14 protein-coding genes and 1 pseudogene are annotated in these 15,224 nt (G+C 54.1%); 10 read left to right on the top strand and 5 right to left on the bottom strand.

Going from position 1 to position 15,224, the window contains the following annotated elements:
• Nucleotides 1–60 precede the first annotated feature (60 nt).
• Nucleotides 61–609: a class I SAM-dependent methyltransferase gene (locus ACSFXJ_RS24580; protein ID WP_435922928.1), complete on the bottom strand. Its 549-nt coding sequence runs from the start codon at nt 607–609 to the stop codon at nt 61–63.
• 2 nt (nt 610–611) lie between these two features.
• Entirely contained in the window at nt 612–2,195 is a 1,584-nt protein-coding gene (locus tag ACSFXJ_RS24585; protein WP_435922929.1) for a bifunctional metallophosphatase/5'-nucleotidase, read from the bottom strand.
• 191 nt (nt 2,196–2,386) lie between these two features.
• Between ACSFXJ_RS24585 and ACSFXJ_RS24590 the strand changes: the two genes are divergently transcribed.
• From ACSFXJ_RS24590 to ACSFXJ_RS24615, 6 genes are all read left to right on the top strand, one after another.
• Entirely contained in the window at nt 2,387–3,367 is a 981-nt protein-coding gene (locus ACSFXJ_RS24590; RefSeq protein ID WP_435925859.1) for a phosphate/phosphite/phosphonate ABC transporter substrate-binding protein, read from the top strand.
• Between the two features lie 20 nt (nt 3,368–3,387).
• Complete coding sequence (gene phnC / locus ACSFXJ_RS24595; protein WP_435922930.1) at nt 3,388–4,161, top strand: phosphonate ABC transporter ATP-binding protein; 774 nt, start codon at nt 3,388–3,390, stop codon at nt 4,159–4,161.
• 2 nt (nt 4,162–4,163) lie between these two features.
• The gene (gene phnE / locus ACSFXJ_RS24600; protein WP_435925860.1) at nt 4,164–4,988 is read left to right on the top strand and encodes a phosphonate ABC transporter, permease protein PhnE; all 825 of its coding nucleotides are present in this window, start codon (nt 4,164–4,166) and stop codon (nt 4,986–4,988) included.
• Nucleotides 4,985–5,788, top strand: a complete 804-nt coding sequence (gene phnE, locus ACSFXJ_RS24605) for a phosphonate ABC transporter, permease protein PhnE (protein WP_435922931.1) — start codon at nt 4,985–4,987, stop codon at nt 5,786–5,788. Before phnE (ACSFXJ_RS24600) ends, phnE (ACSFXJ_RS24605) begins: the two co-directional genes overlap by 4 nt.
• 153 nt (nt 5,789–5,941) lie before the next feature.
• Nucleotides 5,942–6,124: a DUF2524 domain-containing protein gene (locus tag ACSFXJ_RS24610; RefSeq protein WP_435922932.1), complete on the top strand. Its 183-nt coding sequence runs from the start codon at nt 5,942–5,944 to the stop codon at nt 6,122–6,124.
• A 154-nt stretch (nt 6,125–6,278) separates the two neighbouring features.
• Nucleotides 6,279–7,538 (top strand): MFS transporter, encoded by a 1,260-nt coding sequence (locus tag ACSFXJ_RS24615; protein ID WP_435922933.1) that lies wholly within the window; start codon nt 6,279–6,281, stop codon nt 7,536–7,538.
• An 80-nt stretch (nt 7,539–7,618) separates the two neighbouring features.
• On the opposite strand, the gene ACSFXJ_RS24620 is transcribed toward ACSFXJ_RS24615, so the two are convergent.
• Together ACSFXJ_RS24620 and rlmN are read right to left on the bottom strand one after the other, a co-directional pair.
• Nucleotides 7,619–9,529, bottom strand: a complete 1,911-nt coding sequence (locus ACSFXJ_RS24620; RefSeq protein WP_435922934.1) for a beta-N-acetylhexosaminidase — start codon at nt 9,527–9,529, stop codon at nt 7,619–7,621.
• 160 nt (nt 9,530–9,689) lie between these two features.
• A complete protein-coding gene (gene rlmN / locus ACSFXJ_RS24625; protein ID WP_435922935.1) occupies nt 9,690–10,763 on the bottom strand; it encodes a 23S rRNA (adenine(2503)-C(2))-methyltransferase RlmN in 1,074 nt (357 codons plus the stop codon).
• 180 nt (nt 10,764–10,943) lie between these two features.
• Here rlmN and ACSFXJ_RS24630 point away from each other — a divergent pair, with 180 nt between their 5' ends.
• The 4 genes and pseudogenes from ACSFXJ_RS24630 to ACSFXJ_RS24645 all read left to right on the top strand — a co-directional run.
• Complete coding sequence (locus tag ACSFXJ_RS24630) at nt 10,944–12,560, top strand: spore germination protein (protein ID WP_435922936.1); 1,617 nt, start codon at nt 10,944–10,946, stop codon at nt 12,558–12,560.
• A 13-nt stretch (nt 12,561–12,573) separates the two neighbouring features.
• Nucleotides 12,574–13,818: a Ger(x)C family spore germination protein gene (locus ACSFXJ_RS24635; protein ID WP_435922937.1), complete on the top strand. Its 1,245-nt coding sequence runs from the start codon at nt 12,574–12,576 to the stop codon at nt 13,816–13,818.
• A gap of 15 nt (nt 13,819–13,833) precedes the next feature.
• Complete coding sequence (locus ACSFXJ_RS24640; protein WP_435922938.1) at nt 13,834–14,634, top strand: GerAB/ArcD/ProY family transporter; 801 nt, start codon at nt 13,834–13,836, stop codon at nt 14,632–14,634.
• Nucleotides 14,635–14,683: 49 nt separating this feature from the next.
• A pseudogene (locus tag ACSFXJ_RS24645) lies at nt 14,684–14,740 on the top strand (hypothetical protein); the annotation flags it as partial.
• Nucleotides 14,741–14,788: 48 nt separating this feature from the next.
• Here the strand turns inward: ACSFXJ_RS24645 and ACSFXJ_RS24650 are convergent.
• Complete coding sequence (locus ACSFXJ_RS24650; RefSeq protein WP_435922939.1) at nt 14,789–15,166, bottom strand: hypothetical protein; 378 nt, start codon at nt 15,164–15,166, stop codon at nt 14,789–14,791.
• Nucleotides 15,167–15,224: the final 58 nt, after the last annotated feature.

Raw genomic sequence — 15,224 nt, forward strand, 5'->3', positions numbered from 1 at the left:
ACAAAACAAGCGTTTATAATTACCCAATTTCGGTATTCTTGAAACATTCCATTCCCTCTACTAGCGGACGTAGACATATATTTTCGTCCTGTACATATCCCGGCAAACCAACGTATGCTCCGGTTTCCAGCCGGGAAGCGCAAAGCAGACGCTAATCACGACCGCCCCTGAAGATAGGCGTTCGCGAAATACGGGATCAAGCCGGGACATCGCCCGGGGAAACAAATAGCAGACGACGACGTCTGCCTGTTCGTAGGGAAACTCGTATAGGTCCCCTTTGATGAAGTTCACGTTTTTCGCGGAGCCTAGACGTGCGATCAGCCGGGAAACGGCCAGAGGAATAGGCGAGTTTTCGATGCCTATAATCCGGCTGTCCGGATTAAATCTGGCCATCTGACACGCGAGCGTCCCCCAGCCCGAGCCTGCCTCGACAATTGTGCCGGTACGGCCCAGCCGTCTCAATTCGGCAACCACCCGGCTCCGCACCGGAGCCGAGGCCGGCATAGGCGAAATCCCGTTCCTCCAGCTCACGAATACAATGGATAACACGGCGATCAATGCCACGAAAAGGATAAAACCGGACCCGATATAGTAGAGCATATTTTGCATGTTTATTTCCTTTCGACGATAACTTCCCAATTGCGGTTACATGCGGCCGAAACCGCTCCCCGTTTCGAAATATATTCCTCCATCAACTCCGCGGTGTCAATGGGAATTTCGCGGAGGATTTCCTTGCCCCTAAACATTTCGTAGTCTCCGCCGCCGCCTGCCCGGTAACTGTTCATCACGACATCAAGCACCATATCATCATCCAGGTCCGCGCTGTTGTATTTCAGCCTTTCCAGCCTCGATCCCTCAGGTCGGGCGATGTTCAGCGTATATTCGACGCCCTCCCACATGTCGTAATTATAATGCTGGGGTTTGGGTTCCAAATAGGCCGGGTTGACGGCAGGCTTCCCGTCCGCGTCAACCGCGAAATAGCAAGCCGTCTGTTCCAGCGCCGCCCGGATGTCCCGGCCGGTCAGCCTCAGGACGGTCAGCGTATTCGGATACATAAAGTTCGTCAGGATATCCCGCCGCGTTATGACTTCGCCGAATCCTTCGGAAGCCTCGCTGAGCAAAGCCGTGCAGGAGACGTCCACTCCCGCGTATTCCATTTGAACCCGGTTGACGAGTTCGATAAAAGGATGCTCCTTCAACCGGACGGACAAAGGGTCGCTAAGGCGCATGTCGCCGTCAACCCGTCCAACCGGCTCATCGAGCCAGGCCTGGGTACGTTCCTCCAAATCCCGGCTGGACGCAAGCACGGCCTTGTCCGCCTCCATTCCGGGCTCAGGCCGGAGCAGTTCGGCGCGCTTCCCGGAGATGAGCCAGCGGCCCTGTTCCCGAACCAGATCCACGCTGATCTTGGCGAGCGCCTGTCCGTTGCATCCGGGCTGGACGACCGCCACCCCGTTCACCATTCCGGCCAAGAACCTGTGTTGATGCCCGGTGATCAGTGCATCGATGCCGTCTACTTCCGTACACATGGCGTAACCCTGGTTTTCACCGGTGATTTTTTCCGCGGCTTCCCCCGTTTCCAGATTCCGCTCGAATCCGCCATGATAAGCCACGATCATGACATCGGGCCGCTCTTCCCGCCGGATACGGGGAACCCATTCTTTCACCGTCTCGAGCGCGTCGTGAAATTCCAATCCCCGAATATGCTCCGGATTTTCCCAATTCGGAATGTAGTGCGTCGTCACTCCCAGCACCGCCACTTTGATTTCACCGATGAATTTGATCAAATAAGGTTTTCCGTAAGCGGGTTCGCCGTTATTTTTCATTCGGATCCCGGCCGAGAGCCATGGGAACAAGGAATTCCGAACGACCCTTCCCAGCGTTCCGGCCCCGTAGTTGAACTCGTGGTTTCCCGGAACCGCCGCATCGTAACCCAATTCGTTGAGCGCCGCTACCGCAGGATGGATTTCCGCTTTATTTTTTACCGCATAAGAAGCGAGCGGAGATCCCTGGATCAAATCCCCGTTATCGATCAGCAGCAGGTCCGGACGGACTCGTCGCTCTTCCCGGATCATGGCAGCCAGTTTGCCGAGTCCAAAATTCCGTTCTTCATGGGTCCGGTAGTCCGTCGGATAAAGATGTCCGTGAATGTCGCTAGTGGCCAATACAGTAATCGTTTTATTTTTCGGGATCATATCCATCTCTCCTGTTTTGAAAGTCTTCAAGCATTCTATCAACCGAAATGCAGCTTTATATTAAATTCCCATGACTTTACAGAAAGTTATCATTTCATTGACAGGCCATTAACACTCCCTCCGTATAGTGGAACAAGAAAGACATGTCATTATCCTAATAAAAAGTGGAGGTCATTGCTTTGAAAAAATTAATGAAGTTCATGCTGCCCCTGGCTTTATCCGTCGCCGTCCTTAGCGGTTGCGGAGCCAATAACGCGGCGTCCACCAACACGGGAGACAAAGCCGCCGCAAACGCAGGCCAAAACCAAAATTCCAGCAATAACAAGGCATCCCAAGAATCGACCGGTTACGCACCCGAAAAGCTGACCGTGCAATTCGTGCCATCCCAAAACGCGGATACGCTGGAGGCCAAAGCCAAACCGCTCGAAAAGCTGCTGTCCGACAAGCTCGGCATTCCTGTAGCAGTTAGTGTTTCGACCGACTATAACACCATCGTGGAAGCTATGGCTTCCAAAAAAGTAGACGTCGGCTTCCTGCCGCCGACCGCTTATGTAATGGCTAAAGACAGAGGGGCTGCTGAAGTCATTCTGCAAGCGCAGCGCTTCGGAGTCAAGGACGAAACCGGCGAAGCGACGGAAGAGCTGGTTGATTTTTACAAAGCGATGATTATCGTAAAAAAGGATTCCGCCATTCAATCCGTTGCCGATCTGAAAGGCAAAAAAATCGCGTATCAGAACGTCTCCTCCTCCGCGGGTTATGTATGGCCGGCAGCGGTGTTGATGGACAATCAAATCGATCCGCTGAAGGATGTCGAGGCGATCACGGTCAAGGGCCATGACCAAGCCGTACTTGCCGTACTGAACGGCGACGTGGATGCGGCCGCCATTTTCCAGGATGCCCGCAATGTCGTGAAGAAAGATTATCCGACCGTGTTTGAAGATACCCGCGTACTGACGTATACGGAGAAAATTCCGAACGACACGATCAGCGTACGCTCCGATATGAGTCCGGAATGGATCGAGAAGCTGCAAAACGCGTTCATCGAAATCGGCAAGGACGAAGAGGGCCACAAGATCATCTCCGAAATTTACACGCATGAAGGCTACGTCAAATCCGAAGACAGCAATTTCGCGGTTGTTCGTGAATACGGCGAAAAGGTGAAGACTGAATAAAAGATAAGGGACTGAGTGCCGTGATTGAAATTCGCAACGTATCCAAAACTTACGCCAACGGAACTAAAGGACTGAACCAAATTAATCTGACGATCGGCCGCGGGGAATTCGTGGCCATCGTCGGGTTGTCCGGCGCCGGTAAGTCGACCCTGCTGCGGTCGATGAACCGGCTTCATGACATTACCGAGGGAGACATCGTCATCGACGGCAAATCGATCACGGCTGCCAAAGGTAAGGAGCTGCGCCGTATCCGCCGGGATATCGGCATGATTTTTCAAAGCTTCAACCTGGTGAAGCGCTCCTCCGTGATTCGCAACGTGCTGGCCGGCCGCGTCGGCTATCATTCCACCCTGCGCACCGTATTGGGCCGATTCCCGAAATCCGATGTGGATCTGGCCTTTCAGGCGCTGGACCGGGTCGGCATCGTCCAGAAAGCGTACGCCCGCGCGGACGAGCTTTCGGGCGGACAACAGCAGCGAGTCGCCATCGCTCGGGTTCTTGCGCAGGAGGCCAAAATCATTCTCGCGGATGAGCCCGTCGCCTCCCTCGACCCATTGACCACAAAGCAGGTCATGGACGACTTGAAACGGATTAACGGGGAATCCGGGATTACAACGATCGTCAATTTGCACTCCATCGCCCTCGCCCGCCAGTATGCCACGCGCATCATCGGCCTGCGCGCCGGAGCCGTCGTCTTTGACGGTCCGGTTTCGGAAGCCACGGACGAGCGGTTCGCCGAAATTTACGGACGGCCGTTCGACCAGGATGAGGTTCTCGAGGAGGCGGCCGTATGAAGATGGAATCGGAAGCGGCGCCGTTCAAGCCCTCAAGCCAGGGGCAGTCCCCCCTGGTCCGGCCCAAGCCGCCGGGGAAACTGAAGCATTATCTGACCGCGGCATTTTTGCTGCTTCTGGTGTGGGGCAGCGCCGTGCAGACGGATTCCACGTTAAAAGAGCTCGTCACCGGGCTGCCGAACATGCTCGATCTGCTGCGGGAAATGGTTCCGCCGAGATGGAGTTATCTCGATAACATTTGGGACGCGATGCTGGAGACGATCCGCATGGCGTTGATCGGTACGACGCTGGGGGCTATTTTGGCGATTCCGGTGGCCTTGCTGTGCGCGGCCAATCTGATCAGAAACCGTTGGATCACCTATCCTGTCCGCTTTGTGCTGAATTTGATCCGCACGATTCCCGATCTGCTGTTGGCCGCCCTTTTTGTCGCGATATTCGGACTCGGCCCATTGCCGGGTATCTTTGCCTTGTCTGTGTTTTCGCTGGGCCTGATCGCAAAGCTCACCTATGAGGCGCTGGAGGCAATCGACCCCGGCCCGCTGGAAGCGATGACCGCCGCCGGGGCCAACCTTGCGCAGCTGATCGTGTACGGCGTCGTTCCGCAGATTCGGGCGCATTTTGCGTCATATACCCTGTACACGTTCGAAATCAATGTGCGCGCTGCCGCGGTTCTCGGTTTGGTGGGAGCCGGCGGGATCGGCCATTATTACGAAGTGACGCTCGGCTTTTTCGAATACGACAAAACGTGCATGATCATCGTGTTTACCCTGGCGGTCGTTCTCGTCATCGACTACCTCAGTACGAAATTGCGGGAGAAATTGTTATGAGCAAAACATGGAACGACATCGTACCCAAACCGAAAAAGAGCCGTCTTCGCTGGCTCATTTATGCCGTGCTAGGCGTGATTTACATTTGGGCCTTCGCCGGCATTCCTTATTCCGGCATCAAGGAAACGGCCGGTCAAGTCACGAAGGCGATTCTGTCCGGCCTGTTTTCTCCGGATTGGGATTACGTCTACTTGCCGGACGGTGAGGATTTGCTGCGGGGCCTGCTGGATACGCTCGCTATTTCCATCCTCGGTACGCTAATCTCGGCCGTGATTTGCGTCCCGTTCGCCTTTTGGGCGGCGGCCAACATGAGCCGATCCGTGTTTACTTCGGGTTCCGGCAAAGTGCTGCTCAGCCTGATCCGCGTGTTTCCCGAAGTCGTCATGGCGCTTTTGTTCATCAAGGCGGTCGGTCCCGGTTCTTTTGCCGGGGTGCTGGCGCTGGGGCTGCATTCCGTCGGCATGCTCGGAAAACTGTTCTCCGAAGAGGTCGAACAGATCGACACCGGCCCGTCCGAGGCGCTGATCGCCGCGGGAGCGACACGCTTGCAAATCGTACGTTTCGCCGTTCTGCCGCAGGTGCTGCCCGGATTTCTGTCGTATATCCTTTACCGGTTTGAAATTAATCTCCGCTCCGCCACGATCCTTGGCGTCATCGGAGCCGGCGGGATCGGGACTCCGCTGATATTCGCGCTGAGTTCGCGGAATTGGGACCGGGTCGGCATTATTTTGCTCGGCATCATTGTCATGATCACCTTGATCGACTTGATCTCGGGAGCGATCCGGAAAAAACTCGTTTAAATTTGGCGCACAGAGCTCCCCTAAGTTTCCGACCGGCTCGAACAACAAGATTCAAGGGCACGCTCGGGCAAGCAACGCTCTTGAATAACGGCAAAATTATTCTCCATACTAAGCGGAGGGAAACACGCCCATACAAGGAGGAGAATAACATCTATGCTCGACAATCTGGAAAGCAATTACGACTGTGCCCATGCCGGTGACGATCTCCACCAGCTCAAGCAAGAGCTGGCCGCTTTGCGGGGTCAAGGGGCCGAAGACAAAGGTACCCAGGAACGCATCAACCGCCTGGAAAATCAGATCTCGTTTATTATGAACAAATGCGATATCAACCACTGAAATGGATCCCTCTTTCCGGACAGCCGGGCGGAGGGATCCTTATTTTTTACATAAAATATATATAAAAGTTGCATGGTCCGCTCCATGGATTTGTGTTACGCTTTTTCCTGCTCGGCTTCGGCCGTGACCTATCAACACGTTTCCTGGAGGACTCATGACAACGATTCAGCAAGACCAGGCGAAAGCCAAACGCAAAATCGCGTACTTATTTCCGATGCTGACCGTCTTTATCGGATTTTTTATTTTCGGGTTTTCCGAAAACGTGAAAGGGCCTGCGATCCCGCGCATCCAGACCGATTTCCATCTGGACGAAATGCAGATCGGGACGCTGCTCTCGCTCAACTCGTTAGGCTATTTGCTGGCCTGCTCCTTTACCGCGTTTCTCGTGCGGAAATGGGGCGTCAAATGGGTAAGCATTCTCTCTTTTGTTCTGATGGCGGTAACCGGGATATTGATGTTCTTTTCCCGCTCGTATCCGGCCCTGTCCGGCTCCTATTTTCTGATGTATATCGGAAACGGGATGCTGGAGATCGCCCTGGCGGTGCTCGCGGCGCAAATTTTCGTGAAAAATACGGGCACGATGATGAACCTGGCCCATTTCTTTTACGGGCTCAGCTCGATCATCGCGCCGATGATCGCCACGGGTTTGATGACGCTCACGATCGGGGGGCATACGCTGGACTGGAGAGGCATGTACCTGATCATTCTTCTGCTGTCGCTCATTCCCGCCGTTCCCGCGCTGCTCGGCCGTTTTCCGGCCAATGAGACCGCCGCGGAAGACCGCGTTCCCGTCAAAACGCTGGTGCGCGATCCGGTCATCTGGTTGCTTGTGGTCATTCTGTCCTTCGGCGTCATTTCGGAAATGGCGGTCGGAGGCTGGCTCGTCAACTTTTTGGAAAAGGCCTACCACTGGAACACCGGGACGGCCTCCGGCATGTTATCGGCATTTTTCCTCTGCTTCACGTTTGCCCGGCTCGTCGCGGGGCCGATTGCCGATCGCATCGGGTTCACGCTGTCCCTCATCTTGTTCTCGGGTTTTACGGGGATCTGCACGTTTGCCGCCATCGTCGCGGGCGAGCCGGGAGCCGCGCTGTTCGCGATTGCCGGGATCGGCATTGCTCCCGTCTATCCGACGGTCATGGCCCTGATCGCCGACCGCTACCGGAACGATAGCGACACCGTGATCAGCTTTATCGTCACGCTGATGGGCCTTGGCAGCGTCATCGGCAACTATTTGATCGGCGCAATCACGGACGGCATCAAAAAACTTTTCGCGGGAGGCAGCGATGCGGAAATCGGATTATTGCGCGGCCTTCAGGCCGGTTACGGCTTCATCGGCCTGTGCGCCCTGCTCTGTTCCCTGGCGAGCCTGATTCTGTACGTTTATTTGAAAAAGCGGAAGCAGCTGCTTTAGCGCAAAACGGCACTGGCGGCAAAAAGACCGGGCCGTTCCCGTAAGGGAGCGGTTCCGGTCTCTTTTTTGTCCAATCGAGTTCAAAACGGGTTTAGCACATGGAAAAACACGTTCGGCGAAGCCATCCGATAGTAATAACTGCACCAGCCCGCTCCTTTGCCGTTGAAACGATTGACTGAGCTGTAAACAAGCCTCTCCTGCTCCAGCTCCTCGATCTGGGCGGCGCGTCCGTTCACATATTCCAGCAGCCGGACGGTGGCCGTGTCGAGCCGGTTGACGACCCCGCCATAGCGGATGTCGAGCACCTCCCACCCGAACGGCTTGAACATGCGCAGCCACTGCGTCCGGTGCGCCTCGCGCAGCTGGCGGACCGCTTCCGCGATGGCCGGAAGCACATCCGTCGCGATCCGACGCAGTTCCCCGAGGTCGCCCGCGTCGTAGGCCCGCTTCAGTTCGATGCCGATCTCGCTTTTGCGCTTCAGCACCGCGCACAGCTTCTCGGGCACCTCGAACAAGTAATCCAGCTCGGCGTCCCGCACGCGCCGCTCCCGGATCTCCCGCTCCAGCTTCTCATAATGGGCGGACAGCTCCAGCCCTTCGATCTGCTTATCGAACAGACCAAGCAGCACGTCCTGATAAAGCAAGAATTTCGAAGGATTGCTTTGCTTCCGGTTGTCCGGCTCCGCTCCCGGCGTCTCGTCAAGATCCTTCAGCTTCAGGAAGGTTTCCGCCTCGATGCCGGTACAGAACTTGACCCGCTCCGCCACTTGCTCCCAAGACGGGTTCCCGGCGGTATAAGCGTGCTCCGCGTAGAACTGCAATCCGAGCAGCGCCCCGAACGGGCTGCTCTCCATGCCGTCGTCCCCCCACATGGTCGCGTACACCTCACGGATACCCTCTCTCTTGCAGACCTGCAAAGCGGCATCTGTCGCGTTCAGCGAGAGACCGTAGTTGACCCCGAAGGTATTGAACACCCATACGGCGCCGGCAAACACGAGATTGCAGCCGAGCGGCTTATGCTTGGCGATCAGCTTTTCGTAATCCTCCTGCTCCTGATGCGCGTAATCCCAGTACACCATGTCGACATCCTTAGGAATCCGGCGGGCCATCTCCTCCGGGATCGGCGTGTTCGCGTCGTAATGCTCGGTTCCGTCGGCGGACGCGAATTTGAGGAACATATCGCTCCACATCATCGGCTTCAATCCGCGTTGCCGCACGGCTTCCAGCACCCGCTCCAAATGCTCCGTCATGATTTCAAAGCGGTCCCGGTACCCGTTCCGGTCCAGATATTTTCCCCGGCCCAGCTCTTCGGCTTCGTCCATCCCGATATGTATCTTCCTGCTTCGAAACGGAGCGCTCGCCGCGTCCAGCATATCTCCGATCAGCCGTTCCACGGCCTCGTCGCCGACCAGCAGCGCGCCCTTCGTGTCCTTGTATTTCGCGGCGGCTTCCCATTTCAGGAATTCCTCCAAATGCGCCAGCGTCTGAATGCTCGGAAAAGCCTCGATCCCGAACTGGTCCGCATAATCGTCGATTTCCCGGAGCTCGGCCTGCGAATACCGGCCCCGCATATAACCGAAATAAGGCTCGCCTTCAATCTCGTACGTATCCTCCATATAGAGCATGACCGTATTCAACCCCATTAAGGCCATTTTTCGCAGCATGAATTTGAAGCTTTCCACCGTCAGAACGCCGTTGCGGGACAGATCGAACATCGGCCCGATCGTGTCGAAATGCTGCTCCTCTTTTATATGAAAAGGTCTTCCGTTTCGCCCATACTGCACCAGCAAACCGAGCCCGCGGAAAAATTGATGCTTTCGTCCATAGCGGATGTATGCCGTTCCTTCCTCCATCCCCACTTCCAACGTTCTGTCGGACGGTTGCACCTGTACCGTCTGCCCGTCGGACGCCTCGGTAAACGAAAGCTCCTTCGACAGCGCCCGGATTCCTGGCATAAGATCGGACACGTCCCCGGCAAAATGCAGCTTCATTTTCCTTCCTCCCTATAAAAAAGCGTTTACACAAATCTTATCTTCATGCGGAAAGTCTGGGTAGGGATAAAATCCGCTACTGTATTGTACTTGCCCTCGCATCAAAAAAACTGCCCTGCGGAAGCAATGCTTCCGGGGCAGTCTTATGCATGGTTGCAAGTTACGATAGCGTTTTTTCCATCTTCTTGATCTGTTTGCTTCTGAGCTGGCCGCAGGCGGCATCGATGTCCGTTCCGTGCTCCAGCCGGACGCTGACGCTGACGTTTTGCTTTTTGAGCTCGTCGTAGAAGCCGGTTATCGCCTCTTGATCGCTACGCTGATACTGGCTGTGTTCGTCGACCGGATTGTACGGGATCAGGTTCACGTTCACCGATGGTCTCCGGTCCCCGATCAGCTCCGCCAGCTCCAACGCATGCTCGCGCTGGTCGTTGACCTCCCGCAGCAAAATATACTCCAGCGTCACCCGCTGGTTCGTTTTCTCCATAAAATAATCGATGGCCGGCATCAATTTCTCGATCGGAATCGCTTTATTGATCTTCATGATCCGCGTTCGCAGCTCATTGTTCGGCGCATGCAGCGAAACCGCCAGATTCACCCGCAGATTGAGATCCGCGAATTCCCGGATTTTGTCCGCGAGTCCGCTGGTCGATACGGTAATATGTCTTGGGCCGATCGCGAGCCCTTTGGGATCCATCACGGTCCGCAGGAAGTTCACCAGATGCGTGAAATTGTCGAACGGTTCGCCGATGCCCATAACGACGATATGGCTGACGAGTTCCCCTTTTCCCGCCTCATCCAAGAACAACTGCACCTTCATGAGCTGCTCCGTGATTTCTCCTGCCGTCAAGTCGCGGCTTTTCTTCAGCAGACCGCTGGCACAGAAGCTGCAGCCGATGTTACAGCCGACCTGTGTCGTCACGCAAACGGAAAGCCCGAACTTGTGTCTCATCAGCACCGTTTCGATCAGGTTTCCGTCCGTCAGCTTGAACAGAAACTTGACCGTCCCGTCCGCCGATTGCTGCTTGGTATGCAAACCGAGCGTCTCCACGGCAAAATGCTCCTTCAATAAGTCCGCCACTTCCGGCTTTACGTCTTCGATCGCGTGAAATTCCGTCACGCGTTGCCGATAAAGCCCGTTCCACACTTGCAAAGCCCGTGATTTCTTTTGGCCATGCTCTTCCAGCCAGTCGCCGAGCTGATCTAAAGTCAATCCATAAACGGATGGTTTATTCATTTGCGCTGCCTCTTTCTATGATCGAATCAATCTGTTCTATTGTCCCAAATTTTTAATATGAACACAAGCAAGAACATGGCCGAATCCGTGAATCCCTCCTGTCAAATGATGCATACTTCCCATTACCTGGAACCAAACTATAATGTACCCGGATTCTGCCCGCGAAAGGAGGAACGCCTTATGCGAAGAAAACATTTGGGTTCTTTTCTCCGTTCCGTTTTGATGCATCAATTTCGGCCAAGCCGGCAGTCCGGACAAACGCAAGAGCAGGGAAATGCCGCACAGCCGGCCGGGAAATGGCCGATGAGCAAATCCTTATCCGAAAATATCGCCACATTTAAAAGCATACTCAATAAGTGCGACGATGTAATTTACCGGGAATTCTTCATCGGCGAGGAAAAAAACCGCGCTGCGGTGATCTGGCTGGACGGGACGGTCGACCGGGCCTTGATTGACGAAATTATATTGCAGCCCTTGATGCAGGAAGCCCGCAAGCTTCAGCCCGACGGAAACCTGAACCCCGGACAAGTTTACACCATGGTCCGCGATGTTCTACTAAACACCTCTTCCATTAACGAAACCGTTGACGTCAACGATTCCGTGGATAAAATTCTTACCGGATTTTGCATCGTTTTGATCGACGGTACCGACGGCTCGCTGGCCATCAGCACCCGCGGCGAACAAATGAGAAGCGTGACCGAACCGGAAACGGAAGCCGTCATTCGCGGACCGCGTCAAGGCTTTACGGAAAACATCCGGGTCGGCTCGGCCCTGCTCCGGCGGATCATTAAAACGCCGGAGTTAAAAATGGAGACGCTCAAGATCGGAAGACTGACCAAGACCGATGTGGTCCTCGCCCATATTCACGGCATCGCCGACGAAAATGTCGTGAACGAGGTCAGGCGCCGGCTTCAGGGCATTCAGGTCGATTCCATCCTGGAAAGCGCCTATATCGAGGAGTTGATCGAAGACCAGCCGTTTTCCCCTTTCCCGCAAATCGCCCATACGGAACGACCGGACAAGGCGGCTGCGGAATTGCTCGAAGGGCGCGTCGTTATTCTCGTTGACGGAACGCCGTTCGCTCTAATCGCGCCAACCGTATTCGTCCAGTTCCTGCAATCTAGCGAGGACTACTACGAGCGTTTCTACTTTGCTTCATTGATTCGCGGCATCCGGTTTCTTTTTATGCTGATCGCCTTGAGTTTGCCTTCCATCTATATTGCCGCTACCACCTATCATCAGGAAATGGTTCCGACCTCGCTTCTGATCAGCATTGCCGCCGCCCGCGAAGGAATCCCGTTCCCGGCATTCGTCGAAGCCTTGCTGATGGAAATCGCGTTCGAAGCGCTCCGGGAAGCCGGGGTGCGGTTGCCAAAGACCGTCGGGCAAGCGGTAAGCATCGTCGGCGCTTTAGTTATTGGAGAAGCCGCGGTACGTGCGGGTATCGTATCGTCCGCCATGGTCATCATCGTATCCCTGACCGCCATCTCCTCCTTTGCGATTCCCGGTTTTAATATGGCCATCACCGTGCGGATGCTGCGGTTCCCAATGATGGTCTTGGCGGCGGTGTTCGGGTTTTACGGCATTGCGCTCGCATTCCTCGCGATTTTGATCCACGTCTGTTCCTTGAAGTCCTTCGGGGTTCCCTATTTTGCTCCGATTGCACCGTTTCGTCGGAAGGATATGAAGGATGTATTTTTCCGGGTGCCCTGGTGGTTGATGAAACGTAGGCCCGGTCTGCTCCAACCCGAAGATGCCCGGAGGCAAAATCATTCACGGCCCGATCCTCAATCCTGAAAGGATGAGCATTTTGCAGAAACAGAATCCGTGTCGATTCCTTATCCGCTCTTCATACCTCCGCTGTCTTCCGTTGGGTCTCCTTATTCTTCTCGTCGTAACAACGGGATGCTGGGACCGTTCCGAAGTGGAGAAGCTTGCCATCGTAGCCGGCCTGGGAATCGATCTGATCCCCGGACCGGAACCGATACTGCTTACAGCACAAATCGTCAATCCTTCCGGCCTGAAAAAGGAAGGCGGCGGATCTAGCCCTCCCGTATTGACCTTGTCATCCAAGGGCGTGTCCGTAACGGATGCGATGCGAAAATTTGCCGAAATCTCCCCGCGCCGTTTATTTTACGGCCATACCCGAGTCGTTATTATCGGCGAACGAATGGCAAGAGCCGGGCTTCGCCCCATCAACGATTACCTGGAGCGCGCCCCCGAGCTTCGCAGGACGTTCTGGATGATCGTCACGCCCAAAACCGCAAAGGACATTTTGTCTGCCTCGCTCGGGCAGGAAAATATCCCCGCATTGGGAATCGTGGAGATGATCCAAGAGTTTCAACACTCCTCCTCGGCGGTCGTCGCCCAGCAAAAAGATTTCCTTGCTACGCTTACCGGCAAATCCGGAGCGGCTTTCGCGTCCAAGCTGGAGCTGGTTGATGAAGCGGCGGCCGGTGAGGAAGAGGATTCGGGCAATCCGTCGAATAATTCGAAAAATAAAAACCAGCTTCGCCTGACCGGAACCGCGGCATTCCAAACCGACAAGCTCGCCGGTTACTTGAGCGATGCCGAAAGCCGGGGACTGTTATGGATTACAGGACGATTAAGCGGAGGTACCGTAGTCATTTCTTGTCCCGACGATAAGGAAGATAAGATTTCACTTTTCATCGAACGTACCAAATCGAAGGTCACCCCCGTCATTCGGGACGGAGAAATCAAAATAAACATTAATGTTGACGAGGAAGCTTCGATTTCCGAAATTACCTGCAAAAATATGGACATCTCCAAACCGGATACGGTCAAAAAACTGGAGGATCTCCAAAACAAGGAAATTGAAGAGCGCATCATGATGACGATTAAGAAGTGCCAAACCTTGAAAGCCGATATTCTTCAATTCGCCAATGCCATACACACCCGCTACCCCAAGCTTTGGAAACAGAAGTATGAAGAGAACTGGCCGGAGCACTTTTCGAAAATGGAAGTCAGCGTAACGGTAAAAAGCAAAATACGGCGCGTGGGAATGACGTCAAAATCGGGTAAAGCCATTGAATAAAGCCAAGGAGATCCTATGGAAAAGACTACAATCGCTCTGCACCAGGTATTCTGGCTGTTTGTGTGCAGCCGCTTTATCATCAACCTTGTATCCAATCCGTTTTTTAATGAGCTATCCAGTAACCAGGACATCGTTCCCGCGCTCTTTCTAGGCATTCCTGTTCAACTCGTTTACGCTCTTGCATTTCTGTTTTTGTGGAAAAAATATCCGGACCAATCCTTGATCGAGTACAGCTGTTCCATCCTCGGCAAATTGCCGGGAAAGCCGGTAGGTCTTCTTTATATCGGTTATTTTACGCTTCAAACTGCCATTACCGTGAGAGTCTTCGTCGATTTTCTGTCTACCCGGTTCTTTTTCCATACCCCGGTGGAAGTGATCGGCCTTGGACTTATTATCATTGTCGCTTACGTGATGTATATGGGACTGGAGGTCCTGGGGCTCTGCGCTACTGTGCTGGTCCCTCTCATTTTTGCCGGGGTTCTGCTGCTTACCGCTATGGCTCTCCCTCAAGCCCACGCCTCGAATATTGTTCCGGCATGGGAAACGGATTTCGGGAAGATGACCCTCTCCATGCTTCCGACGGCTACCCGCTGGAGCGAACTGGCCTGGATGGCGATGATTTTACCGTTGCTCGGGAAACAACATCGAATCAAACCGGCGGTATTCGGAGGGATCTTCTTCGTCAATTTTTTCTTTATCCTTGTAAATATTACCGTAGTGGCGATATTCGGCCCCGAAAGTGTAAAAAACATCAAATTCCCCACCCTCGAAATGGTCCAGGCCATCTCCATCGGCCAATTTCTCGATCGAATTTGAAGCCCTGGTTCTTGGACTCTGGGTATTCGGCGCTTTTCTTAAAACGGGAATCTTTTTCTATGCCGCTATTCAGGGCTTAAAACAATGGTTTGGATTAAAAGAACACAAGCCATTCATTCTGCCGATGGGATTAATGATCATGCTGCTGTCCACGCTACTCTTTTCCAATAACGTTCAATTGTCCAATTTCAGTAAGACGATCATTCCGGTGGACTTCGCTTTCACCTTCCTGATCCCGTTGCTTTTGCTGCTCGTTTACTTGGTAAAAAAGCCGTTCAAAAAAAGGAGCGCATAAACCATGTTCCTGTTTGTTGTCATCCTTACGATCTTCCTCGCTTGGATCGAAGTCCCTTCCCTGATTCGGAAAAAACAATGAAGGGAATTGGCGGTATTTGCGGGATTGCTGTTGGCGGTTCTCGGTCTGGGAATCGTCCAAAAGCTGCAGCTTCCGGTTTCCAATCTCACGCAAGGGCTTGATCAGGCCGTGAAGCCGGTCACCGAGTTTGTATTGGGCAAAAAATAAGCCGACCATGCCGGCAAACTTTTATTCCGCCCGCAAAAACACTATACTAGTCATGAAGTTCGGCACC

The organism is Paenibacillus salivarius (genome assembly GCF_051307165.1).
Lineage (GTDB): Bacteria > Bacillota > Bacilli > Paenibacillales > Paenibacillaceae > Fontibacillus.